Annotated in this window: 20 protein-coding genes and 2 rRNA genes; 12 read left to right on the top strand and 10 right to left on the bottom strand. The window is 61.2% G+C overall.

Annotated elements, in window-relative coordinates; genetic code table 11:
* Window positions 1–37: 37 nt before the first annotated feature.
* The 6 genes from ACQR35_RS13910 (at window position 38) to ACQR35_RS13885 (ending at window position 5,730) form a co-directional block, all read left to right on the top strand.
* On the top strand, window positions 38–265 hold the full coding sequence (locus tag ACQR35_RS13910; RefSeq protein ID WP_430268594.1) for a hypothetical protein: 228 nt from the start codon (window positions 38–40) through the stop codon (window positions 263–265).
* Entirely contained in the window at window positions 262–1,545 is a 1,284-nt protein-coding gene (locus ACQR35_RS13905) for an MFS transporter (RefSeq protein WP_430270379.1), read from the top strand. Before ACQR35_RS13910 ends, ACQR35_RS13905 begins: the two co-directional genes overlap by 4 nt.
* Before the next feature lie 156 nt (window positions 1,546–1,701).
* Window positions 1,702–2,064, top strand: coding sequence for an ArsR/SmtB family transcription factor (locus ACQR35_RS13900; protein WP_430270378.1), 363 nt, complete (start codon window positions 1,702–1,704; stop codon window positions 2,062–2,064).
* Window positions 2,061–2,339, top strand: coding sequence for a glutaredoxin family protein (locus ACQR35_RS13895; protein ID WP_430268591.1), 279 nt, complete (start codon window positions 2,061–2,063; stop codon window positions 2,337–2,339). Before ACQR35_RS13900 ends, ACQR35_RS13895 begins: the two co-directional genes overlap by 4 nt.
* Window positions 2,336–2,626, top strand: coding sequence for a hypothetical protein (locus ACQR35_RS13890; RefSeq protein WP_430270377.1), 291 nt, complete (start codon window positions 2,336–2,338; stop codon window positions 2,624–2,626). Before ACQR35_RS13895 ends, ACQR35_RS13890 begins: the two co-directional genes overlap by 4 nt.
* A 35-nt stretch (window positions 2,627–2,661) precedes the next feature.
* A complete protein-coding gene (locus ACQR35_RS13885; RefSeq protein WP_430270376.1) occupies window positions 2,662–5,730 on the top strand; it encodes a Tn3 family transposase in 3,069 nt (1,022 codons plus the stop codon).
* Between the two features lie 120 nt (window positions 5,731–5,850).
* Here the strand turns inward: ACQR35_RS13885 and ACQR35_RS13880 are convergent, their stop codons facing one another.
* Window positions 5,851–6,243 carry a MerR family transcriptional regulator gene (locus ACQR35_RS13880; RefSeq protein WP_430268584.1) on the bottom strand — a complete coding sequence of 131 codons (393 nt, stop codon included), beginning with the start codon at window positions 6,241–6,243 and terminating at the stop codon, window positions 5,851–5,853.
* A 190-nt stretch (window positions 6,244–6,433) separates the two neighbouring features.
* Here ACQR35_RS13880 and ACQR35_RS13875 point away from each other — a divergent pair, with 190 nt between their 5' ends.
* Complete coding sequence (locus ACQR35_RS13875; protein WP_430268583.1) at window positions 6,434–7,957, top strand: SulP family inorganic anion transporter; 1,524 nt, start codon at window positions 6,434–6,436, stop codon at window positions 7,955–7,957.
* Between the two features lie 181 nt (window positions 7,958–8,138).
* Here the strand turns inward: ACQR35_RS13875 and ACQR35_RS13870 are convergent, their stop codons facing one another.
* Both ACQR35_RS13870 and ACQR35_RS13865 read right to left on the bottom strand, forming a co-directional pair.
* Window positions 8,139–9,392, bottom strand: coding sequence for an APC family permease (locus ACQR35_RS13870; protein ID WP_430268582.1), 1,254 nt, complete (start codon window positions 9,390–9,392; stop codon window positions 8,139–8,141).
* Between the two features lie 2 nt (window positions 9,393–9,394).
* Window positions 9,395–9,706, bottom strand: a complete 312-nt coding sequence (locus ACQR35_RS13865) for a PadR family transcriptional regulator (RefSeq protein WP_430268581.1) — start codon at window positions 9,704–9,706, stop codon at window positions 9,395–9,397.
* A gap of 524 nt (window positions 9,707–10,230) precedes the next feature.
* On the opposite strand from ACQR35_RS13865, the gene ACQR35_RS13860 reads away from it, so the two are divergent.
* The 5 genes from ACQR35_RS13860 to ACQR35_RS13840 all read left to right on the top strand — a co-directional run bounded on the left by ACQR35_RS13860 (window position 10,231) and on the right by ACQR35_RS13840 (window position 15,688).
* A complete protein-coding gene (locus ACQR35_RS13860; protein ID WP_430270375.1) occupies window positions 10,231–10,806 on the top strand; it encodes a recombinase family protein in 576 nt (191 codons plus the stop codon).
* Between the two features lie 323 nt (window positions 10,807–11,129).
* Entirely contained in the window at window positions 11,130–12,527 is a 1,398-nt protein-coding gene (locus ACQR35_RS13855; RefSeq protein ID WP_430270374.1) for a hypothetical protein, read from the top strand.
* Between the two features lie 3 nt (window positions 12,528–12,530).
* Window positions 12,531–13,043 (top strand): GNAT family N-acetyltransferase, encoded by a 513-nt coding sequence (locus ACQR35_RS13850; protein ID WP_430268578.1) that lies wholly within the window; start codon window positions 12,531–12,533, stop codon window positions 13,041–13,043.
* 9 nt (window positions 13,044–13,052) lie between these two features.
* The gene (locus ACQR35_RS13845; RefSeq protein ID WP_430270373.1) at window positions 13,053–14,645 is read left to right on the top strand and encodes a helicase HerA-like domain-containing protein; all 1,593 of its coding nucleotides are present in this window, start codon (window positions 13,053–13,055) and stop codon (window positions 14,643–14,645) included.
* 50 nt (window positions 14,646–14,695) lie between these two features.
* Window positions 14,696–15,688 carry a hypothetical protein gene (locus ACQR35_RS13840; RefSeq protein ID WP_430270372.1) on the top strand — a complete coding sequence of 331 codons (993 nt, stop codon included), beginning with the start codon at window positions 14,696–14,698 and terminating at the stop codon, window positions 15,686–15,688.
* Between the two features lie 55 nt (window positions 15,689–15,743).
* Here ACQR35_RS13840 and ACQR35_RS13835 read toward each other — a convergent pair whose 3' ends face one another.
* The 7 genes from ACQR35_RS13835 to ACQR35_RS13805 form a co-directional block, all read right to left on the bottom strand.
* A complete protein-coding gene (locus ACQR35_RS13835) occupies window positions 15,744–17,711 on the bottom strand; it encodes an NHL domain-containing thioredoxin family protein (RefSeq protein ID WP_430270371.1) in 1,968 nt (655 codons plus the stop codon).
* Entirely contained in the window at window positions 17,708–19,903 is a 2,196-nt protein-coding gene (locus ACQR35_RS13830; RefSeq protein ID WP_430270370.1) for a cytochrome c oxidase assembly protein, read from the bottom strand. The genes ACQR35_RS13835 and ACQR35_RS13830 overlap by 4 nt, the downstream gene beginning before the upstream one ends.
* Before the next feature lie 676 nt (window positions 19,904–20,579).
* Window positions 20,580–21,191, bottom strand: coding sequence for a DUF305 domain-containing protein (locus ACQR35_RS13825; RefSeq protein ID WP_430270369.1), 612 nt, complete (start codon window positions 21,189–21,191; stop codon window positions 20,580–20,582).
* 138 nt (window positions 21,192–21,329) lie between these two features.
* On the bottom strand, window positions 21,330–21,794 hold the full coding sequence (locus ACQR35_RS13820; RefSeq protein WP_430270368.1) for a hypothetical protein: 465 nt from the start codon (window positions 21,792–21,794) through the stop codon (window positions 21,330–21,332).
* 682 nt (window positions 21,795–22,476) lie between these two features.
* Window positions 22,477–22,764: an HU family DNA-binding protein gene (locus ACQR35_RS13815; RefSeq protein WP_430268571.1), complete on the bottom strand. Its 288-nt coding sequence runs from the start codon at window positions 22,762–22,764 to the stop codon at window positions 22,477–22,479.
* A 525-nt stretch (window positions 22,765–23,289) separates the two neighbouring features.
* Window positions 23,290–23,406: ribosomal RNA gene (rrf, locus tag ACQR35_RS13810) — 5S ribosomal RNA — on the bottom strand.
* A gap of 267 nt (window positions 23,407–23,673) precedes the next feature.
* Window positions 23,674–25,208: ribosomal RNA gene (locus tag ACQR35_RS13805) — 23S ribosomal RNA — on the bottom strand; the annotation flags it as partial.

Genomic DNA, 25,208 nt, shown 5'->3' with positions numbered 1-25,208 from the left:
CCAAAGATCCATGTAATACTGGAACAAATACTATTCCATGTTTATCTGGAATACCACTCTGCCGCCGGAATTCACCTCCGGCGTGGAAGGACTGAGAGTCATGGGCCCCTTGAATCTGATCCCCGCCGTAGACGAGGGACTAGGCAAGTCCACCCACCTCCTGGACCTTGGTGAGGGCCGAGCCCCCGTCATGGACCCGGAACGCGATCTGCGACACGTACGCAGCGAAGCCTCCAGGCGCGGATTGAGCATCGCCGCCAAATGAACAACCACACCCCCGCCACCCACAAACCCGCCACCCGCGACGCAATCACCTTGGGCCTGCGGCAGAACCTGGCCCAGTTCATGCTCCTGGTCGCCGTCAACGCCCTGGTCGGGGGCACCCTCGGCCAGGAGCGGACCGTCCTGCCCCTGCTGGCCGGGCAGGTCTTCCACCTCGACCTCTACACATCCGCCCTGACCTACATCCTGGCCTTCGGCGTGGCCAAGGCCGCCACCAACTACTTCGCAGGGACCCTCTCTGACCGCTACGGCCGCAAACCCGTCCTGATCACCGGCTGGCTCATCGCCTTGCCCGTGCCGCTTCTGCTGATCTTCGGACCTTCCTGGGGCTGGATCGTCGCCGCCAACGTGATCCTGGGCATCAGCCAGGGCCTGACGTGGTCCACCACCGTCGTGATGAAAATGGACCTCATCGGCCCGTCGCGTCGCGGCCTGGCCATGGGCCTGAACGAGGCCGCCGGCTACCTCGGCGTGGCCGCCACAGCCCTGGCCACCGGCTACATCGCCGCCACCTACGGTCTGCGGCCCGGACCGTTCCTGCTCGGCGCCGCCTACATCGCCCTAGGCCTCGGACTCTCGGTCTTCGCTGTGAACGAAACCCGGGGCCACGCCCGTCTGGAGGCGGCCAACCATGTCTCCGCCCACTCCGGCGCCCACGGGGAACTGAGCAACCGGGAGATCTTCACCCTGACCAGCTTCCGGGACAAGTCGCTCTCCTCGGTCAGCCAGGCCGGCATGGTGAACAACCTCAACGACGGTCTGGCTTGGGGCCTGTTTCCCGTGCTGTTCGCCGCCGCAGGACTGAACATCGAGAAGATCGGCATTCTGGCGGCCGTGTACCCCGCCGTCTGGGGTGCAGGGCAACTCGTCACCGGTGCACTCTCTGACAGGTATGGCCGTAAGCGTCTGATCGTCGGCGGCATGCTCATCCAGGCAGTGGCATTGGGAATGGTCGCCCTCGGCCAGGACTTCGGGATCTGGCTGGCCGCCGCGGTCCTGCTCGGCGCCGGCACCGCCATGGTCTACCCCACCCTGTTGGCCGCCATCGGCGACGTCGCCCACCCTGTCTGGCGGGCACGCTCGGTGGGGATCTACCGGCTCTGGCGCGACGGCGGATTCGCCGTCGGAGCACTGCTCGCCGGCATCCTCGCGGACGCCTACGGCATCCCGACAGCCGTCGCAGTCGTCGCCGTACTCACCGGAGCATCAGGGATCCTGGTCGCAATACGTATGCGCGGCACCGATCACCACCCGGTTGGCTGAGTCCGGCTGCCATATGGCTCTTCTCCGGCCCCGGCAAGAGCGTCGAGGAAACTCGACGCCACTATCCGAACTCCTCACCCGAGGGTAAGTAGACATGCGCGCGGGACACCTGCTCCTTGCCGGAATATCTATGAATCTAGATGTGTTGATAAGGTCATGATCACTTACCCCGCCGTTTCGGAGGCGGACACACTCCAGGACCAGCCTGACCTGTCTCCTATGCCCGGTGTCGACGAGGCCCGGCAGCTCGCGGCGCTGACACAGGCGCTCGGGGATCCCGTCCGACTGCGGATCCTCGCCGCACTGGAGTCGGTGTGCGTGCCCGTGGGCACCATCGTCGACGCCACCGGCCTTCGGCAGCCGGCTGTCTCGCACCACCTGCGTGTCCTCCGTGACCGCGGTCTCGTCCGTGGGGAGCGGCGGGGCACCTACATCTATTACTGTCTGGCCACCGATTCGGTCGCGCCGGCCATCGAAGCCCTTCGCCGCCTGTCGGCATCCGTCGGAGGCGCTCGGTGAACGCGGCTGTGGAGGTTTTTTGCCGGACAGGATGCGGCAAGTGCGGCGCCGTCCGGCGCTGGCTGAGCACCTTGGGCCACTCTGTGCTGATGCACGATGTAACACGTGACGCCGGCGCCGCCGCGCGGCTGGCCGAGCTCGGCTTCACCAGCTTGCCGGTGCTCCTCACCCCGGACGGGCGGGCCGCGGCAGGCAGCGACCCGCACATCCTCCCCGAGCAACTGCCCATGTTGAAATCCGCCCGGACGAATACCGAACCAGGAGAGCCCCGATGACAAATACCGACCCCCGCGTGCTGGATGACCAGCGCCGGCATTGGCGCACCACCTTCGAATCAAACCCCACCATGTACGGCCCGGCCCCCAGCGGGCCGGCACTGGCAGCACTGGAACTCTTTGAACGCGAAGGCGTCAGGGATGTTCTCGAACTCGGCGCGGGCCAGGGCCGGGACACCCTCGCGTTCCTGCGGGCAGGGATTACCATGACCGCGCTGGACTACGCCCCCGAAGGCCTGACCGAATTATGGGGTTTGAGTAGTAATGGAACAGGATTGCGCGTTTAGCCCTTGGCTTCGTGGCTGTCGGTAGTCTGTAGGGTGTGCCGGTTGAATTCTTGAGTGATGCGCAGGTTGCCGCGTTCGGGCGGTTCGTGGGAGAGCCCTCGCAGGACGATCTGGAGCGGTTCTTTTATCTTGACGACACCGATCAGGAGTTGATCCGCAGACGCAGAGGTCAGCACAGCCGGCTAGGTTTTGCTTTACAGATCGGAACGGCCCGGTTCTTGGGGGCGCTGCTTGCTGACCCGCTCGATGTGCCATGGTCTGTGGTCGATTACGTTGCGGCGCAGCTCGGGATCGCGGATCCCTCGGTGGTCAAGCGATACACCGAACGCGTGGAGACAGCCAACACGCATGCACGCGAGATCCGTGCCGTCTACGGGTACCGGGACCTTGATGCTCCCTTAACCGAAGCGTTGACGGCTTTCGTCTTTTCTCGGTCCTGGACCCATGGTGAGGGGCTCACCATGTTGTTCGGACACGCGGTTGCCTGGTTGCGCCGGGAGAAGATTCTATTGCCCGGCGTGAGTGTATTGGCACGGATCGTGGCCGCGACCCGCGACCAAGCGACGGGCCGTTTGCACGCGCAGCTTGCTGCTGCGGCTCAGAGCGCCGATCCACGGTTGCCGGTGGTGCTACGGAGCTTGCTGGGAGCTGATCGGGGCGATCGGGCAAGCCGCCTAGAATTGTTGCGTACCGGGCCGACGCGGGTGTCGGGTCCCGAACTGGAAAAGTCTTTGCAGCGGACGGCTATGGTCCGTTCGTTCGGGACCGGGGCGGCTGACTTGTCGATGGTGCCCCCGGCACGGGTGCGTTCCTTGGCCCGCTACGGTCTGGGGTCCAAGGCCCAGACGCTAAGCAGGCTTGCCGAGCCACGCCGCACGGCGACATTGGTGGCAACGCTTGCGGCGTTGGAAGCGTCCGCAGTCGATGACGCGCTGGATCTTTTTGACCTGCTCATGGCGACAAAGGTGATGGGCCCCTCCCGTCGTGCTGCGACCGCGGACCGATTGGCGAAGATGCCCGAGCTCGAGAAGGCTTCCAGCGTCTTGGCCCGGGTCGGAGCCGAGCTGCTGCGCGTGCTTGAAGATGCGGGTGAGAGCCTCGACGTCACTGCCGCATGGGCTGCGTTGGAGAAGATCACTACCCGTGACCGGATTGTTGATGCCGTTGCGAAAATCGGCGAGCTCGTCCCTGACGGAACTGGCGCTGAGGGCGCGATGCGCGAGCAAATGTCTCGACGCTTCCGCACCGTTGCCCCATTCCTGAAGCTGCTGGGAACCACGATTCCCTGGGGCGCCACACCGTCCGGGGAACGTGTCGTGACTGCCTTGGCTGGGATCGATGGGCTGCACGGGCGACGCAAGGTACGCCGCGAAGAAATTGACGCGGCGCTGGTGCCGCCATCCTGGCATGCAGCCGTGTTCGGGCGAAGCGATGGAACCGAAGTTGACCGCGACGCGTGGGTGGTGTGCGTCCTGGAACAATTGCGAGCGAACCTGCGCCGACGCGACGTGTTTGCAACAACTTCAACCCGATGGTGTGATCCGCGCGCACAACTGCTCGCGGGCCCCGCGTGGGATGCGGCACGGGAACCGGCCTTGCGGTCATTGAGCCTGGACACCCCGGTGGACGAGCACCTGCGGGCGAAGATCGACGTGTTGGACGCCGCGTGGCGCGGCTTAGTCGAAGCCGTAGAAAAGGCTGGCCCGGACTCGAGCGTCCGTTTGGTCGATGACGGCGAGGGGAGAGCCAAACTATCTGTAGCGCGGCTCGATGCCCTGGAAATCCCCGAATCGCTGACCAGGCTACGGGCACAAATTGCAGAGATGCTTCCGAAGGTGGATCTTCCCGAGATCCTGCTTGAAGTGCATTCCTGGACCGGATTCCTTGACCCCTACACTCACCTTTCCGGGTCGGGTCCCCGAATGCGTGACCTACCGCTGTCGGTGGCTGCCGTGCTCATCTCCCAGGCCTGCAATGTCGGACTGACCCCTGTCGTGGCCGACGGACAACCCGCGCTGACACGTGAACGCTTGGGGCATGTGGACGCAAACTACATCCGCGCCGAGACCCACACCGCCGCCAACGCGCTCCTGATCGACGCCCAGTCGAACATTCCGGTAGCCCGTTCATGGGGCGGCGGACTGCTGGCCTCTGTGGACGGGCTACGGTTCGTGGTCCCGGTGCGCACGATCAACGCGGCCCCGAACCCGAAATACTTCGGACACGGACGGGGCCTGACATGGTTCAACGCCGTCAACGACCAGGTCGCCGGCATCGGCGCCGTCGTGGTCCCGGGAACGGCCCGCGACTCGCTGTATGTGCTGGACACGATGCTCAACCTCGACGGCGGGCCCAAGCCCGAAATCGTCGCCTCCGATACGGCATCCTACTCGGACATGGTCTTTGGGATCTTCACCCTGCTCGGCTACAGGTTCTCCCCACGCATCGCGGACCTCACCGACCAGCGCCTGTGGCGCGCAACGTTCCGTGGCGAGGCGGCCGCCGACTATGGGGCACTCAATGAGGTTGCGCGGCACAGGATCAACCTGGAAAAAATCACCACGCACTGGGAGGACATGACCCGTGTGGCCGCTTCCCTGGCTACCGGATCGGTGCGCGCGTACGATCTGCTGCGCATGCTGACCCGTGAGAACGGGTCCCCGGCGCCGCTGGGGGCAGCGCTCATCGAGTATGGGCGCATCGCCAAGACCCTTCATTTGTTGTCCCTGATCGACCCGACCGATGAGACCTACCGGCGGGCCATCAACTCCCAGCTCACGGTGCAGGAGTCGCGTCATCGTCTGGCCCGGGCAATTTTCCACGGTAGGCGCGGGCAAATCTACCAGCGTTACCGCGAGGGCCAGGAAGACCAGCTCGGCGCGCTGGGGCTGGTGCTTAACGCCGTCGTGCTCTGGAACACCAAGTACACCGATGCCGCCATCACGGCACTGCGCGAAAACGGGCAAGAAATCCCGGAAGAGGACATCACGAGGTTGTCCCCGCTGGCCGATGCCCACATCAACATGCTGGGCCGCTACGCGTTCACCGCGCCCACGCTCCAAGGGCTACGACCCTTGCGAAGCCCGGCCGCCTCCGGAAGCTGACTCATCTGTGCGGCAAATCTCCCGATCCGCCTTGCAAGCCATCATTTTCGGTAGTCTGCCAGTGATGTCAGCGAGGCGCCGATATGACCTCAGCAGCCCTCTCTCGAATGCGATCTTGGACTATTTGCTTCGGAGGTCGTGAATGAACGCGTCAGCGCGTTCAAGGTTCAGGGCGAGCTTGTCACGCTTCTCATTCGCCCGTTGCAGGTACTGCCCGAGCAGGTCCCGTGCGGCCTGATTCTCCGGTTCAACGGCGAGGGTGTCCACGGTGTCCAGGAGTTCGCCCATTTCCTCCAGGGTGAATCCCAACGGTTTCATGGAGCGGATCACCAGCATGCGCTGCAGGTCGGATTCGGTGTAGATCCGAAAGCCCCCTTCGCTGCGCGTGGTCGCCGGCAGCAGGCCCACCTCGTCGTAGTGGCGGATGGTGCGCTGGGACAGGCCCGTGGCCTCGGCCAGGTCCCCGATATGCATGGTCTGTTCAGTTTTGGTGGGGGGCTGGGTCTCGTTCATGGGGGTTCTCCTTCTCCCTCAAATACCAACTCTACCCTTACGTTAAGTTAGAGTTGGAATCACTTGGTGCGCTGCCGCGGCCATTCCTAGTCGCGGCCATGCTTTGCACAACGCGATGGCGCACAGACCCATTGATTCTATGTAACCGAGCGCCTTGGCGCTCACACCTTCTTTCGAACGGAGCCATTCAATGGCCATTCAGACCACAACGGGCCACCCGGTCCTGTCTCCGGAGGAACGGCAATCCGTTCTGCGCACCCTCAAATCCCCACGCCTGCTCAAGGTTGAGGTCCTCGCCGGATTGGTCGTGGCCCTGGCCCTGATCCCCGAGGCCATCGCCTTCTCCATCATCGCCGGGGTCGATCCGCGCATCGGACTTTTTGCGTCCTTCACCATGGCCGTGTCCATCGCTTTCCTCGGCGGACGCCCGGCCATGATTTCCGCGGCCACCGGAGCCATCGCCCTGGTCATCGCACCCCTGGTGAAAAGCCACGGCGTGGACTACTTCGTTGCCGCCGTGATCATGGCGGGCGTATTCCAGGTCATCCTCGCGGTGCTGGGTGTGGCCAAGCTGATGCGGTTCATTCCCCGCCAGGTCATGGTCGGATTCGTCAACGCCCTGGCGATCCTGATCTTCATGTCCCAGGTCCCCGAATTGCTCGGCGTCCCCTGGCTGGTCTACCCGCTCACCATTCTGGGCCTGCTGATCGTCTTCGGCCTGCCCAAGATCACCACCGCCGTGCCTGCCCCGCTGGTGGCCATCGTCGTCCTCACGTTGATCGCCGTCATCGCATCCCTGGCCGTCCCCACCGTGGGAGACAAGGGGGAGATGCCCGAGAGCCTTCCGGCCCTGTTCCTGCCGAACGTGCCGCTGAACTTTGAGACCTTGCAGATCCTCTTTCCCTACGCGCTGGCCATGGCCTTCGTCGGATTGCTGGAATCCCTGATGACCGCCAAGCTGGTCGATGACGTCACCGACACCCGTTCCAACAAGACCCGTGAGTCATGGGGCCAGGGCGCGGCGAACATCATCACCGGTTTCTTCGGCGGCATGGGCGGCTGCGCGATGATCGGCCAGACCATGATCAACGTCAAGGCCTCCGGCGCCCGCACCCGCATCTCCACCTTCCTGGCCGGGGTGTTCCTGCTGATCCTGGTGGTCGCCCTGGGCGACATCGTGGCCCTGATCCCGATGGCCGCACTGGTGGCCGTGATGATCTTCGTGTCCGTGGCCACCTTCGACTGGCACAGCATCAAGCCCTCCACCTTGCGCATGATGCCCAAGAGCGAAACCACCGTCATGCTCGTCACGGTCATCTTCACCGTCGCCACCCACAATCTGGCCATCGGCGTCGGCGTCGGTGTGCTCACCGCCATGGTCCTCTTCGCCAACCGGGTCGCCCACCTGGTCACCGTGGAACGGCGCATCGAGGAACACTTCGGAGAACAGATCGCCAAGTACGAGGTCAACGGGGAGCTCTTCTTCGCTTCGTCCAACGACCTCTACACCCAGTTCGACTACGTTGAGGATCCCGACCACGTCGTCATCGACATGTACAACTCGCACCTGTGGGACGCCTCCACGATCGCCTCCTTGGATGCCATCACCGCAAAATATGAGAAGTACGGCAAGACCGTCGAAATCGAGGGCCTGAACGCGGCCAGCCTGAACATGCGCGAACGCATGGCGGGCAAACTCGGAGCCGGACACTAACCGCATCTAAACCGCCAAACGAAATCACCCCCGGTTCAGGTGTCCGGTAGCGACCGGATCGGAGACGCTCTCGGGTCCCGGCGACGCGTGTGGATTTCCTCGCTCTTTGTCGAGGACTGTTATCGCGGACTGGCGGCCAACTTGCTGCTTCAGCTAGGGATTCCTCTCCTGTATCCGGAAGCTACCCGTGCTGGCGTAACCGGAGCACACGCAGCAGGATCCCGACAGCAAAGACGGCCACTCCGGTCAGGACCGAGGCCGGTGGCAGCGTCGCGACCAGGGCAACGCAGGCCAGGGCGCCGATGGCTTGCAGCGCCTTGGGGTAGCGGCGATCAGCGGCAGGTTGGGTGAACGCCGCGATGTTTGCCACCAGGTAGTAGACCAGGACGCCGAAGGATGAGAATCCGATGGCTCCACGCAGATCCGCCACGGCGATCACGGCGCAAATCACGACCGCCAGGATCACCTCGGCCCGATGCGGGACCTGGTAGCGAGGGTGGACGGCGGCAAGCCAATGCGGCAGGTCGTGTTCCCTGGCCATGGCCAGGCTGGTGCGGCCCAACCCGGCCACCAAGGCGAGCAGTGCGCCCAGCGCTGCCACGGCGGCGCCCACGCGTACGATCGGCGCCGCCCACGCCCAAGCACCCGAGCTCACGACATCGGCCAAGGGGGTTGTGGAGGCCGCGATTCCCTCGGGCCCGAGGGCTGCCAGCAGCGTCACGGCGATGATCGCGTAAACGATGATCGTGATGAGCAGGGAGATTCCGATGGCACGCGGGATGGTTCGCTGGGGGTTGCGGACTTCTTCGCCCATCGTCGCGATCCTCGCGTACCCGGCGAACGCGAAGAACAGCAGTCCCGCCGATTGCATGATCCCGTACCACCCGTGGGCCAGGAGGCCTTCGCCAAGAATGTTCGGCGGAGCGGGTTCGCTGCCTCCCCAGGCGGCGGCCACGCCAACGGCCAGGGCAACGAGTACGGCAACCACCAGGATTCGCGTCAGCCGTGCGGTGCGGGTGACTCCGTGGTAATTCACGGCCGCGAGGCCGATCACGGCGGCGATGGCGACCGGTCGTTCCCATCCGACCGGGGCCGCGTAGGCGGCAAACGTCATGGCCATCGCCGCGGCGCTGGCGGTCTTGCCGATGATGAAGCCCCATCCGGCCAGGTACCCCGGCCACGGGCCAAGGCGTTCACGCCCGTAGACGTAGGTTCCACCCGAGGTTGGATAGGCCGCTGCGAGTTGGGCGGAGGATGTGGCATTGCAGAACGCGACAAACGCCGCCACCACGAGACCCACCAAAAGGCCCGACCCCGCCGCCGCGGCGGCGGGGGTGAAGGCCGCAAAGACGCCCGCGCCGATCATCGACCCCAGCCCGATGACCACCGCGTCGGCAGTCCCCAGCCGGCGCGCCAAGGTTGGATGATTACTCATTGTCACTGTCCTTTTGCGGCGTTAGGGAGCACTTCGGCGGCTAGCTCGGCAACGGCCTTGCGGCCTTCGGCCAGCGCTTCAAGGCCCTGTGGTGTGGCTCGGTAGATTCGACGGGGACGCCCGCCAACGACATCCTGGCGGGAGGTGAGCAGTCCCTGCTCTTCCATCCGGTGCAGGGTTGGATACAACGTCCCCGGGGAAATCGAGTATCCGTGGTTGGAGAGTTCCTCTGACATCCATGCGCCGTGAATTTCTTCCTCGGCGGCATGGTGCAGGATGTGCAGCCGGACGGCGGCACGGGTGAGTTCACGCATTTGCACCTCGTTCAATACCAGTCATATCGGGAACCGATATCTAGAATCGATATTAGTGGCGATTCCGCTCGTATGGAGCGGCTGCGCTGTTTGTTGGTGAACTGTTCATCTGGGGCGGTGTCGTTCTTCTGCTGCATGTGGCATTTCGAGGCCAAGGGCACCTTCCCATACTGCAGGGAACCGGCGTCCGCCACGCCACCTTCCCCATCGATTGCTTGTGGCACCAGAAATGGCCGCATTTGCTGTGCAGAACCACCCATCAACATGGGATCCGGGAGTCGGCCCGAAAAGGCCAGCGCCGACCCTGCTGTCGGCTTCTGATGGACCCACCAATGACAGGGCGCCGCCAAGCGAGCCCTTGGCGGCGTCTTGAAAAACTAAAGCTTTTTGAGACATTGGTGCGGGTCCCCCTTCGAAAATCGGCCGGCCCCGGGTGGCGGGGCGCCAAGTGTCTCGAAAAGTCATCCCGCCGTAAAGCGTCTCATCCGATTGCCGCGAAGAGGTTTCTGAGTCAAAATGGTGGCGTGAGACATTTGGGATACACGCGTGTGAGTACTTCGAGCCAGGATGCGCAGCTTCAGCTCGACGCGCTGGTCAAGGCCGGGGTGCAGAAACGCGACGTGTTCGCCGACGTCACCTCCGGCAGCAGGACCGCGATCGAGCGGCCCGGGATGAAGAAGCTGCTCGAGTACGCCGAGGCCGGGGACAACGTGGTGGTCTGGCGGGTCGACCGGCTCGGCCGGTCGCTCATCGATGTGCTGAACACCGTGAACCTGTTGCGCGAACGCGGTGTGAACGTGCGCTCCATCTCGGACGGGATCGACCCGGCGACATCCACCGGTCGGATGATGTTGAACCTGCTGGCCTCCCTGGCCGAGTACGAGCGCGAGCTGATCGTTGAACGCGTCAATGCCGGGATCGCCGCGGCCCGGCAATCGGGCACCCGGTTCGGCCGTCCGCTCTCGGACCCTTTGGTGATCGCGGATAAGCTCGCGATCGCGAAGGACGCCCGCGCGAAGGGACGCACCGCCGAAGATGCGGCACGCCTGGTCGGGTGGAGTCGCGCGACGCTCTACCGCCACCTCGGCCCAAACGCCTGATCCGTCAAAAGCCAGCGATCACTGATGCCCCAGCGGAGTACAGACGACTTCTGAACGACACATGCCCGAAGAGATCGACCTCCGCGAGCAACTTCAACTTCACCCGCAGCCAAGGACCACGATCACGCGCTTAGCGCCAACCGCTATACCGATGGTTTTGCCTTAAACGCGCAATTCTGTTCCATTACTACTCATACCCCATCACTAGTGGAGATGTCACTGGCGCAGAGCTCATTGAAGCAGGGGGCACCGCCGACATTCCTGCAGAAGCTGGCGGTTACAGCGTTCTGCTGGCCAACGGAGAAACCCTGCACGCCGATGTTGTGGTCACCGCTTTGGGGCACACTGACTCCCGCCCAGATTCCGCCTCCGCACGGTTCTCCGTTTTTGCTGCCCAGCACGGCGGGTTCCACGCGGCACCCAGCTACACCACGGACGTCGACTATTCAGCGATCGCCCCCGGCCAGGACGTGATCGTCGCCGGTATGGGGCTTGCGTTTGTGGACCTTCTGGTCCTGCTCATGGAAGGGCGTGGCGGCCGTTTTGAAACAATGTCCGACGGCGAGCTGCGCTACCTTCCGTCGGGAAAGGAACCAAAGTTGTGGGCCGGTTCCCGGCGTGGGGTGCCGTATCACTCCAAAATTTCGGCCCAGCTTAAAGGTGCAGCACCCGGGCCCTTACGATTTTTCTCCGCCGCCGCAGTGGGCCAACTGCTAGAAAAACACGAAGAGTTGGACTTCCGTGAACACCTCTGGCCGCTGATCGCCAAAGAGGCCGGCTACTTCTACTATCGCGAGGTGTTGACCGGCAGCCCCGAACGTGCGGCCATGGCATGGGAGTCCTTTGAGGCGCAATTTAACGGGCTGGATTGGTATTCCCGCGAGCGCGCCGAACTGATCGCAGCAGCCGTGCCGGAAACTGCACTTCATCTGGACTTGGAGCGTCTGGATGACCCCTTTAGGGGTGTGTACTTTGCTGACCATCAGGATGTTCAAACAGCCCTAGCCCAGTACATTAAACGGGATCTGCAACAGCGGGATAGCCCTGATCATCCGGAGACCCTAGCCCTCTTCTTGGCGTTTTTACACGTGTACATGGAAGTGGGCCGGGTGGTTCCGGTGGAACGGCTGAACGCACCATCGCAACAGCACATCCATGGGTGGTGGCACGGCTTCTTCAGCTTTGTGGACTCTGGGCCTCCCCCACACCGGCTACGCCAAATGTTGGCTCTACACCGTGCCGGGCTGCTGGAATTTCTGGGCCCAAGCCTAGAAGTTTCAGTTGACCAGACCAACGGGACGTTCATTGCAAGCTCACGGCAATCCGGAGTGCGTATCAGCACCACCGCTCTGATTGAGGCACGGTTACCGGCAACATCCTTAGCCCGCTCCCTTAACCCCGTCCTAGCCTCCTTGCACAGCAGCGGCTTAGGCACTGAGCAACAGCTGCTGACCTCGGACGGCATCCGCTCAACCCGCAAGTTGTTAGTGACTGCCCAACACCAGCTGGTAGGTGCCGGTGGAAACACCCAAGCCGCGCTTTTTGGCATAGGTCCCGGAACGTCCGGGTGGGGCGCCGGCGCCTTTGCCCGTCCCAACACCAACGCCGCACCGTTCAGGGAGAACGATGCCCTTGCGCGGAACATCCTCGAAGCGATTCGCGTTACCCCCACAACGTCACAAACTGCACCTTCAGAACCAGCCGCAGCGGGAAAGAACTGAACCATGACAACCGAGACCAGCGAATCAACTCTAGAAATCTTGACGCTTCCCATGCATGATCCTCGGGTGGCGCCGCTGCTTGAAGAGCTCGCCGTGGAATACACCAACCGCTATGGAGACAAGTTCGGCCCCCAAGGTGCGCTCGAGGAACTCAACCGCTACCCGGCAGAAGAATTTGCCGCCCCGCACGGGGCGCTGGTGATCATCCAAGAGGCCGGCGAGTCAATCGCCGGAGGCGCATTCCGCCGTTATGACGAAACCACGGCGGAACTGAAACGGATCTGGACATCCTCAGCTCACCGGCGTCGTGGTTTGGGGCGCTTGGTGTTGGCCGAACTGGAAAGACTGGCTGTAGAGAGCGGTTACAGCAATATTTATTTGACCACCGGACCGCGGCAGCCTGAAGCCAAAAACCTCTATCTTGCCACCGGCTACACAGCTCAGTTTGATCTGGATGCGGACCCGGAAACAGTCGGACACTTGGCGTTCACTAAAGTGCTTGGCGCTAACCGCTAAGCTAACCTCATGGCTGAGAAAACCACCGCAGAAAAGCTTGCCACCATCCAGCAGGGTTACACCCTTGAAGGACCCACCATTGAGCTCGGTGTTGCGCTCATTGACGGTGAACTTCACAAGGATGCCCCAGTCCGTTTGCCGCTTTCCATGATGAACCGGCACGGGCTCGTCGCCGGAGCCACGGGTACCGGCAAGACAGTCACGTTGCACATGATGGCAGAGCAGCTTTCCACAGCTGGCGTTCCGGTATTCCTCGCGGACATCAAGGGTGACCTCTCCGGCTTGGCCACTGCCGCCACCGGTAGCGAGAAGCTCAAAGCCCGCACGGACAGCCTAGGCCAGGACTGGTCCGGCAAAACCTTCCCGGTGGAATTTTTGGCCCTCGGCGGGGACGGTAATGGCATCCCGGTCCGCGCCACCATTACTTCATTTGGCCCCATCTTGCTGTCGCGTGTGATGGAACTGAACGCCACTCAAGAATCCAGCCTGCAGCTCATCTTCCACTTCGCTGACCAGAAGAACCTTGAGCTTATTGACCTCAAGGATCTGCGCGCCGTCATTCAGTACCTGACCTCGGATGAGGGCAAGGACGAACTCGCCCAGCTCGGCGGACTTTCCAAGGCCACGGCCGGTGTGATCCTGCGTGAACTGGTCAACCTTGAAGCCCAGGGGATGGGGCCGTTCTTCGGTGAGCCCGAGTTCGACACCGCCGAGCTGCTGCGTACAGCACCTGACGGCCGCGGGGTGGTCACCTGTTTGGAACTGCCCACCCTGCAGACCAAGCCCATGTTGTTCTCCACCTTTTTGATGTGGCTGCTCGCGGACCTCTTTGAGGATCTTCCCGAGGCTGGCGACCTGGACAAACCCAAATTGGTGTTCTTCCTTGACGAGGCCCACTTGCTGTTCAACGGCGCCTCCAAAGCGTTCTTGGATGCCATCACCACCACGGTGCGCCTGATCCGTTCTAAGGGTGTAGGTATTTTCTTTGTCACCCAGACCCCCAAGGACGTTCCGTCCGAGGTTTTGGGTCAATTGGCTAACCGCATTCAGCACGCGCTGCGCGCTTTCACCCCGGAGGACGCCAAGGCACTCAAAGCCACAGTTTCCACCTTCCCGGTCAGTGACTACGACCTTGAGGAGGTACTGACCTCGGCCGGCATTGGTGAGGCAGTAATTACCGTGATGAATGAGAAGGGCGCACCTACCCCGGTGGCTTTGACACGTTTGCGCGCGCCGGAATCTGTGATGGGCCCCAGCACGGATGAACTGGTCAAGAGCACTGTGGCTGGTTCGTCGCTGCTGAGCAAGTACGGCACGGCTGTTGACAACGTTTCAGCTTTCGAAAAGCTCGCCGGTCAGGCAGCTGCGCCCACCGGTGACGCTGCCCCGCCGCTGCCAGCACCACCACTGCCGTCTCCTTCGTTGCCTTCGGAGCCTCGCCAGCAAAGGAACGACGGCGGCGGAGCAGTTGGCGAGGTTGTCGGCGCCTTGGGCGGCGCCCTCGGTGGTGGGCTGAAGTCGATGGTTCGTTCCTTCGGCACCCAGCTGGGCCGTGAGTTGTTGCGAGGCGTATTTGGGACGTCTTCGCGTCGCCGTCGTTAGGGCTATACGGCCCTCAGGGGCCCTCTGCCGGTAACGTAGGGACAATGCAGATGAGTCAGGCCCTCATAAAGATCGCAGCCGGTTGGCTGACTGGTCTACTGTTGGCGATCGCTGCGGCCATTGTGACAATCACCCTGGTGAACAACGGTGCCGCCGGCCCGCAAGAGCCGGTGCGTGAATATTTGGCTGCCCTGCACAATGGGGACGGTGCCAAAGCTCTAGGCCTGCTGCGCGCCAACGTGCCAGCAGCTAATGCGGCGATGCTGGATGGTGCTGCACTCAAGACGGCCAGCTCACGGGTGGATGACGTCAAACTCGGTTCCCCTGAACCGCGCGACGGCGGCCAGATGATGGTCCCGGTGGAGTACACCATTGACGGCAGCCACCTGAAAACCGAATTCTTGCTGGAAAAGACTGGCACACAGTGGCTGTTCTTTAACAAGTGGAGCCTAGTGCCCTCTACCCTGCCCACCGTGAACGTTTCCGTGGTGAACTCCGTTGAAGTTGAGCTCAACGGAAAACCCGTCAACGCGCCCAATGGGAAAGCAAGCTTCGCAGTTTTTTACCCGGGCGAATATGAGGCCAGCTTCACGTCCGAATACTTCACAGCAGCACCCCAACGAGCCACCGTCACTTCGGCTCGTGAAGAACTGCCCGGCCTCAACCTTGCCACCCAAGCCAACACAGCCCTGAGGAATGCTGTTGGCGGCCAGCTCAAAAAGTACCTGGATGATTGTGCAGCCGAGGCCACCAAGCAACAACAGCTACAACCGAATTGCCCGTTCTATCACGTGAGCACCAACCGGGTAGAGGACGGCACCATCAAGTGGGCCATCAAGGACTACCCCAAGGTCAGCATCGAACCGTTTGAGGGACATTGGGTAGTTGCGCCGTTGAAGGGCACAGCGCAGCTCACAGCGCGCGAACAGGACCTGTTCACCGGTGAAATCTCCACCCTGAAGGTGGTCCACGACTTCAGCTTCACCACTGAACTGAACGTTGGCGCCGACAAGATCACCGTCACCCCGGTGGTCACGTACTAGCGAGTCTGCGGCACTCATTCGCTAGCCCGCTCCCACCGGATGCTTTAGCGGCGAGTTAGTCCATTCCGCGCAGGTCCAACACCAGTTCAGTGTCGCCGTCGGACTGCAAAAGAACCGGAATGCCCCAGTCCTGCTGGTATAGGTGGCACGCAGCGTGGTCCGGAATTTCCCCGTCCTCGTTTTCCGGGCCGTCACAGGCCGCGGCACGCGCGGTGATGTGCAAGATACCCTCAGGAACATCACCGGACAGTTCTAGGGTGCGCTTGAGACCTACCGACGTTCCGCCGCCGGAGACCAAAAGCTCAGGCGGTGTGGAAGAAATCTTCAACTGAGTGGGATCCCCCCAACGGTCATCCAGCTTCTGACCAGTAGGTGCCTTAAACCGAACTGTCAGATCAAAAGGACCAGCCGCAACAGGGCTCTTGGGCCGTTGCGTCTGGGAGGCGCCTTCGTCAACCTGCTGCGCTTCCTTGGGGATTGGCACGTACACCAGCTGGTGCTTGTTCGCTTCAACCACCACCAGGAGCGGCTCCTCCCCGGCGACGTGCGTGTGGTCCACAATCACGTCAGATGGTTCAGAAAGACCACGAGCCAAGGTTGAAACAGTGCCAGTGCTGGGGTCGAAGCGGCGCACTGCACCGTTGTAGGTGTCAGCGATGGCCACGGAACCGTCCGGCAGGACAGTAACACCCAAGGGGTGCTGCAAGCGGGCTTCGGCGGCAGCGCCGTCACGGAAGCCAAAATCAAACAAGCCCTTACCCACAGCAGTTTCCACAGTGACGGACTGATCATCAGCAATCACCAGCTTGCGCAGCGCCGAGGTCTCAGAATCGGCCACCCAAATGTTGCCTTCGGCGTCCTCCGCCAAGCCGGAAGACTGCGCAAACCACGATTGATCGGCGGGGCCGTCCAACAAGCCTTCAAGCCCGTTGCCCGCAAGGATCTTCACAGCACCGGTGGCCGGGTCAAAACTGAAAATCTGGTGCACACCGGCCATCGCCACTACCACGGCGCTCAACTTTTGAGACCAGACAACGTCCCACGGGGAGCTCAGCGCGACCTGAAGCGGATCAGATGCCAAGGCACCGTCTGTTGCGGCGCCGTCGTTATCAACACGTGCCGGACCGGCCTCCAACAGCCGCTGCACACCATTGCCAGCCAAAGTGGTTACCGCGCCAGTGCTGAGGTTCAGCCCCCGCAGACGGTGGTTAACAGAGTCGGCAATAACGACGTCGTAACCGGCCTTTTCTGCCACGACTGCCGGTAGAAGGGTCAAGCCTTGAGGTTCGTTGAACTGGGCGGCGGTGCTGTCGCCGTCGTTGTATCCCTTGGTTCCGGAACCGTAGGTGTCCAGGACCGTTTCAAAATCGGTTGCCAAGCGCACCAAACGGTGGTGGCCGGTGTCCGTGACCAGCCAACTGCCTGCAGCACTCTGGTCCCCGTCTGCCGGCAGGAAAAGTGCCTTACCGGGGAAACGGAGCGTACCAGCAGTAGCTTCAGGTGCAATGTACGGGCCGTCGCCGCGGTGGAGCGTGCCCTTGGCTTCGTGCTCGGCAATCAACTCAGGAATCAGAACGGCAAGACCGCCTGCGTGTCCTTCGCCGGAGAGGTTGGCCACAATGTAACCCTCGGGGTCAATGACCACCAGGGTGGGCCAAGCGCGTGCTGCATAAGCTTTCCACGTGTCCAGCTCAGGATCATCCAGCACCGGGTGGTGGATCTCGTAGCGCTCAACGGCGGCCGCTAGGGCAACCGGGTCAGCTTCATGCTCAAACTTCGGCGAGTGCACACCAACGGTGACCAACACGTCCGAGTACTGCTCCTCGAGTGGGCGCAGCTCGTCCAATACGTGCAGGCAGTTGATGCAGCAGAAAGTCCAGAAATCGAGCAGCACAATTTTGCCGCGCAATGCCTCGAGGTCCAGTTGCGTTCCACCGGTATTCAGCCAACCGCGTCCCACCAATTCGGAGGCGCGAACACGGCCCTGCGTACGGAGCGACGCTGTGGGGGCTGTGCTGGTCATAAGGACTCCTTCGATTCGGTGTTGACGTTTGCGCTGGTGCCGGTTGGTCTTTCCCTAGCCGCGAGTTTGGCAAACATATCGTTGTAAGCGGTCAGATCGGCGTCGTTATTCCTGTCGGCTGCGCGGTCTTTGCGTTTTGTTTCGCGCTCATCCGAGCGGGACCACATCACGGCCACACCAATCGCCACCAAAAGGGTTGGCACTTCGCCGATCCCCCACGCAACGCCGCCGCCCAATTGCTGATCGGCCAACGCCGAGAGGCCCCACGGCCGGCCCAAGTTGCCAAAGTAATCAGCCGCCAGCAAACCGGTACCGCCCATAATCGAGACGCCGAAGAACGCGTGGAAGGCCATAGTTGCCAACAGCAGCAAGAGGCGCAGCGGGTATGCAGCGCGGCGTGGAAGCGGGTCACTGCCAATCATGGTCTGGACAAAAATGTAGCCAGTCATCAAGAAGTGGAAGTTCATCAACTCGTGGCCCACGTGATCCTTCATCGCAAAGCCAAAAGCATCGGAGAAGTAGAACAGCACAATGGAGCCGGCAAAGTTGGCCGCCGCGAACAGCGGGTGCGTGATGAGTTGCGAGAACTTGGAATGAACAAACAAGAGGAGCCATTCACGCAGTCCACGGCTGCCATCCCCACGCGGAGTCAGAGACCGCAGCGCAAGTGTCACGGGCGAGCCCACCACCAGGAACAGCGGGGCAACCATGGTCAACGCCATGTGGTCCACCATGTGCGCGGAAAACAGCACGCGGCCATACACAGCCGGCGGGCCGGAGGTGATGTAAGTCAGTGCGAGCAAACCAATAAACCATGCGACGGTGCGGAACACGGGCCATGAGTCGCCACGAGCACGCAATTTGCGGATGCCCAGAATGTACGCCACGGCCAAAGCCAAGACCACTGTGATCCACAGCCAATCCATGCGCCACTCGCTAACCCAACGCTCCATCGTGGGTTCGGGTGGCAGTTCATAGCCACTGAGGATAAAAGCGGGAGTCGCGTCCGGCGCGTAACTAGTGACAGTCGGCGGCGCGGAACTGGCCAACGCAACTGCAATTCCCGACGTCGCACCCATCACCAAAAGTTCAACGATGATCAATTGCCACAGCACACGGCGGACAGCGAAGCCCGGGCGGCCCAGCTGCGGGATCACCCATTGGCGGTGCATCAGGCCCACAGCGCCGAGGATCAGGGCGGCAATGGTTTTGATGATGATCAGCTGACCGTAGCTCGAGGTGAATAGGTCATGCCATGAGGTCACCCTGATGCTCGCGCTAATCACACCCGAGGCGAACACCAAAACGAAGGCGAACCCTGCCAGTGATGAGAACCGCTTCAAAGTTTGAGTGGTCAGGTCCAGCTTGAGGTTGGCTCTTTGGGTGTTGTTGCTGTTTTTACCGGTGGCCTTCGCGCTCGACTTGGTGGCTGCCTTGGCGCCGGATTTGGCGCCGGACTTTGCCAGTACGTCGGAGACCGCTGCGAGGATCACAATGCCGCCTACCCAAGCGCAGACACCCAAAAGGTGCAGGCCAATGGAGTTCACTGCCCCTTCGTGGTCGCTGGAGCTGGCTGCGTGGCCGTTGAGGGCTGGTGGAATGAGACCGCCGATCGCCAAGGCGAGCGTCAGGGCTAGGCCCGTGAGTGAGCGGATACCAAAAAGTGCTGTGGTGACTAGAGCGGAAACAATCACTACGGCCACTGCTCCGCGGCCGTTAGGGAAGTCGGTCATAAAGTACACCAGTGCGTTGGTGTACTCCCGGTCACCGGCCAGCGGCTGACCAGACATGTCTGCGTAGGTGAATACCAGCACGGCGATGGAAGACAACGTCCATAGAACAGAGGCTATGCCCGCCACCGAGAGCGCACGTGCAAACGCCGGATGCTCTGGAGAGACATCCCTGACTTTGCTGGCGCGGGTACCGGTTAGTTTGTGAGGAAGGATGGTGGTGGCAAAGATCAAGCCGCCAATCACTGTGGCCATAGAGACGTTGAGAACCGTCTTTGCAATCGGTAAACCCCAACGAACCAATGCGCCGGGATCCGAAACCTCCCGGGCCAACAAGCCGCCAGTGAGGATCAAACCAGCTCCCAGCCCAATAACCAAGGCTGCGATGCCTAGGAGCTGCCAGACAAGGCTTACGCCATTGTCCGGAGCTGTGCCCCGGTTCAAGCCATTGTTCGCCAGCATAGACTTCGCTTTTTGCTGATGGGTGGGCTCTTGCGGGGCATGGGGTTGGTTCCTGACAGATGACACCCTTCTATTGTCTTGCACAGGCAGGGGGTGGGGCTAATCCGTGGGCACTAACCCAGCTGCCACGTAACAGCTGCGGCCTGGTGCGAGAACGCTTTCGGTGGATGAAGACCGAAGAGTAGGTGCTTATCCAGCCCAGACTTGAACCGCCCTGTGCTGAGGAGTGATTTTCAACGGTAAATGTCGCATTCTTTGCAGCGCTAAATGTCGCAAGGCCCAACGCAGTGGCTCTTGGTTCACACTGTTTTGCAGGGGAAATCTATATGGGACGGCAATGCTCGGCTGATTGCGTCTCCGGCAGAAGTTTTCCGGTCCCAGCACGCACTCAGGGCGTAGCCATCGGCGAGGTGCCGTGTTTCGCCAAGGCCATTGGTGCTTGTTGGGCTGCCTGGCTTGCCAAAGTTGACATCCCGGAAGAAGGCGACGTGTTTCATCATTCCCCGAAGACGCTTGGTAAAAGTGGCCCGGTCTCAACTGATACCCGCCGTGCGGGCCAGGCACGGATTCGATACCGATGCCAATCTCTTTCAATCCAGCGATGAGCCTGCGCACGTTGCGCTCGTTGACACCGGCCGATGCCGGCCCGTGACGGGCCGGCACCGGCGGACACCGGTCAGACGGTGGCCAGCAGATCCTGCATTTCCTTGATCTCGGCTGTCTGGGAGGTCACGATTGCCTTGCTCAGTTGGATCGCGTCAGGGTTCCTGCCTTGGCTGATTTCAGTCGTGGCCATTGCAACAGCCCCCTCGTGATGGGCGATCATCCGGGTCAGGAAGAGCTTGGCCGCGTCAGTACCCTGGGCGGAATCGAGCGCCTTCAAGTCATCATCGCCCATCATCCCGTTGCCCATTCCATGGCCGGACGCCATCTGCGTCGGTTCGTTCCAGCTCGTGAGCCAGCCCGTCATCTGCTCAATTTCGGGCGCCTGCGCGGCCTTGATCTTGGTGGCGAGAGCAGTGATCCGGGCATCCATGCCCTGCTTCTTGAGCATCATGTCGCTCATTTCCACGGCCTGGGCGTGGTGCGGGATCATCCCTTGGGTGAACATGGTGTCCGCCCCATTGTGGTCCGAGGAGGACGAGGCCGAGCTCGAGGCCATCCCCATTTCGTGTTGGCCCATGCCCGGCATGTGGCTGGCAGGTGCACTCCCGGAGGTCCCCGCACAGCCCGCAAGGGCTATCACCGAGGCAAGGGTAAGGGCAGAAATTGTCAGAGTTTTCTTCATGGAGTTCAAGTCCTTCAATCATCGAATTGTCGTTGTTGCATGACGCCGGAGAATACGCCCGTAACCGAGCTGAACGGCAGGCAGGCGCGTATCGGGTGAGCGGGGCGCGCCGGGCAGGACACAGCGCAGCTTGACCGTTTACGTCCGGCTGATGGAAAGTTGCCCCGGAGAAGGACTTCGCGGAATGAACTCGTCCCCGATGTTGGGAATGCCGGTAATGGGCCCGCTGCTGGAAGGCAGGGGCGTCGTGCCCGGAGGCGGCGCTGCCAGTGTCGTGGTCCCGGGATAGGGGACGCAATTCCCGCCCATGGTGGACATCATCGTGCACCCGCCCGTATCGTCGCATAACGATGCTGTTGCGTGCGTGACACCCGGCGCTGCGGTGGTCACCGGGACCGCGGTGATGTCCGCGAGGTGGCCGCGGTGCTCCAGGGCCTGCATGTGGGTCAGTGCCCCCGTGTTATGACCGGTGACCGCCGGCATGGCGTGCGTGCCGGTCATAATGTGCATGCCCAAAATGCTGGCGACGAGCGCCAGCAATCCCGTGAGAAGGAGCGCGCCTCGGAGAAATGCCGTTGCACGCCGGGCTGAGATAGCGGTCATGGTGTTCCTCCTTCCGTGCGATCTAGTTGGCTTCAAGATTACCGGCCCGAGTGGCTGACGAGTTTAGCGGACCAGAGAAGGATCGAGTTTCAGCCGGCGCAGGAGCTGGGCGTTCAGGGCGACTGCAATGGTGGAAATGGACATCAGGACCGCTCCCGAGGCAGGGGAGAGCACAACTCCGGCGAAGGCCAGCACACCGGCGGCGAGCGGAACGGAGACGGAGTATTTGGGGCTGGGGTTGAACGGCTGTGACGGCCCGCCGAATTTCGAGGAGCCTGGATAACCCGCTTCACTTTCAACACCCCAAGCATACCCCTAGGGGGTATGCTTGGCCAGCAGCTTCGGACGTAACGTCCCCTCATGCGCGCAAACTCAGATCCCCGCGCAGAGCCCCAACCAGAAGCCGTTCAGACGGCTTCTGAAACTGACACGGCAGAAGCTCGTCCGGAACCTCCGTCGATGATCACGACGCTGGGCTGGGGAATTCGTTCCATCAACGCGATCCACGCCCACAACTTTTCCGTACACTGCTGGCACCGCTGCCACTGCAAGCAAGGTAACGCCAGCGCTGAGAAGCTCAGCCCACCACAGACACACTGATGTCCTGTAGGTCCTAACGAGACTCGACTTAAACGACAAAGGACGGTGACCACACGGTCACCGTCCTTTGAGGAGTCGAAGGCTACTTCTTGTTAGAAACAGCTGCCTTCAGCTTGGAACCAGCGGTCAGCTTAACGCTGTGGCCGGCTGCAATCTGGATGGTCTCGCCCGTCTGCGGGTTGCGACCGGTGCGTGCTGCACGGTCGGTGCGCTCAATGGCCATCCAACCCGGGATGGTGATCTTTTCGCCAGCTGCAACGGAAGTCTCGAAAACTTCGAACAGTGCGTCGAGCACGGAGTTTACTGCTGCCTGGCTGGTGCCAGCCTTGCCTGCTACCTCAGCTACCAGTTCACTACGGTTCTTAGCCATTTGTGTCCTCCTGGACGTTCATCATTCTTGGAGTCTCCCCGCAGTGTACGAGGAAACCACTGTTCGAAAACTTACCAGTTTGAACGGCTGAGGCCAGCAGAAATCCGCGTGTTTTCAGTGTTTTTGCCCGATTTCGGGGTTTTTAGCCCCCATTTAGGCCAAATTTCACAATCAGCGAACAGTGAGATTAGCCCATAATCCGCACAAACTAAACAACGTTCGACCCCGCTACGCGCCTCCCAGCCCCACTCCGCCGCACGCTTCGCGGCCATCGCGGCACGCGCCATCCCACTTGTTACGCGTCCTTAACCACATCAGACACACCGTCGAGTGGGTGGGTGATGCTGTTTAGAATCACCTCTAAGGGCCGTTTTCTGCCCGTTCGGGATATGAACTAACAGAGCTTTTGTCCTGGCCGGGCGGAGCGTTGGGGTTCCAGGGCCGGCGTCGTGTGGGCCGGTGTGTGGTTGTTAAAGTAGTAAAGCCCCGTACCTGTGTGGGTGCGGGGCTTTACTATGAATGGTTGTCCGGCGGTGTCCTACTCTCCCACACCCTCCCAGGTGCAGTACCATCGGCGCTGTGGGCCTTAGCTTCCGGGTTCGGAATGGGACCGGGCGTTTCCCCCACGCTATGACCGCCGTAACCCTTTGACCCTGTCCCCCAACCATGTGGTGGGGCGGGTAGTCTTTGGTTACAACAATAGTGGATAAACCATGGGCAAACACGTGGTGTGTTTGTTACTGGTTCCTGTATTTTGTTGTGTATTTTGTTGTGTTTTTTTGTTCCCTGTTCAATAACAGCCTCCCCTGGGTGTGACCAGGTTTGGTGTTGTTGTTTGGGAACCACATAGTGGACGCAAGCAGTCTTGTTCTCTTTACCCAACACAACCCACAAGTGGGGGGTGTTGGTGTGGTGTAAGTTATCGGCCTATTAGTACCGGTCAGCTTCACGAGTCTTTAGTCCCCGCTTCCACATCCGGCCTATCAACCCAGTGGTCTGGCTGGGGGCCTCTCACACACAAGGTGTATGGAAATCTCATCTTGAAGCAGGCTTCCCGCTTAGATGCTTTCAGCGGTTATCCCATCCGAACGTAGCTAATCAGCGGTGCACTTGGCAGTACAACTGACACACCAGAGGTTCGTCCGTCCCGGTCCTCTCGTACTAAGGACAGCCCTTCTCAAATTTCCTGCGCGCGCAGCGGATAGGGACCGAACTGTCTCACGACGTTCTAAACCCAGCTCGCGTACCGCTTTAATGGGCGAACAGCCCAACCCTTGGGACCTACTCCAGCCCCAGGATGCGACGAGCCGACATCGAGGTGCCAAACCATGCCGTCGATATGGACTCTTGGGCAAGATCAGCCTGTTATCCCCGAGGTACCTTTTATCCGTTGAGCGACGGCCATTCCACAATGTACCGCCGGATCACTAGTCCCGACTTTCGTCCCTGCTTGAGATGTCTCTCTCACAGTCAAGCTCCCTTGTGCACTTACACTCGACACCTGATTGCCAACCAGGCTGAGGGAACCTTTGGGCGCCTCCGTTACTTTTTAGGAGGCAACCGCCCCAGTTAAACTACCCATCAGGCACTGTCCCTGACCCGGATTACGGGCCGAAGTTAGATGTCCAAAGTGACCAGAGTGGTATTTCAACGATGACTCCACAACAACTAGCGTCGCTGCTTCACAGTCTCCCACCTATCCTACACAAGCCACTCCGAACACCAATACCAAACTATAGTAAAGGTCTCGGGGTCTTTCCGTCCTGCTGCGCGTAACGAGCATCTTTACTCGTACTGCAATTTCGCCGAGTTTATGGTTGAGACAGCGGGGAAGTCGTTACTCCATTCGTGCAGGTCGGAACTTACCCGACAAGGAATTTCGCTACCTTAGGATGGTTATAGTTACCACCGCCGTTTACTGGGGCTTAAATTCTCAGCTTCGCCCTTACAGGCTAACCGGTCCTCTTAACCTTCCAGCACCGGGCAGGAGTCAGTCCGTATACATCGTCTTGCGACTTCGCACGGACCTGTGTTTTTAGTAAACAGTCGCTTCCCCCTGGTCTCTGCGGCCCCGATCCCCTCCCACCAGCAAGTGGTGTTCAAGGTTGGGGCCCCCCTTCTCCCGAAGTTACGGGGGCATTTTGCCGAGTTCCTTAACCATAATTCTCTCGATCGCCTTAGTATTCTCTACCTGATCACCTGTGTCGGTTTGGGGTACGGGCGGCTAAAACCTCGCGTCGATGCTTTTCTCGGCAGCATAGGATCACTGAATCCCCCCATACGGGAGTCCCATCAGATCTCAGGCACCATGAATGGCGGATTTGCCTACCATTCGCCCTACATCCTTAGACCGGGACAACCATCGCCCGGCTCAGCTACCTTCCTGCGTCACACCTGTTAATACGCTTACCTCCTAGGATCAGGTCCCACGCCGCACACCCGGT

Source organism: Pseudarthrobacter sp. J1738 (genome assembly GCF_050490315.1).
In the GTDB taxonomy this organism is placed as follows: Bacteria; Actinomycetota; Actinomycetes; order Actinomycetales; family Micrococcaceae; genus JBNPEO01.
Note: the sequence above shows the minus strand (reverse complement) of the source record. Positions and strands in the feature narration are given on the sequence as shown.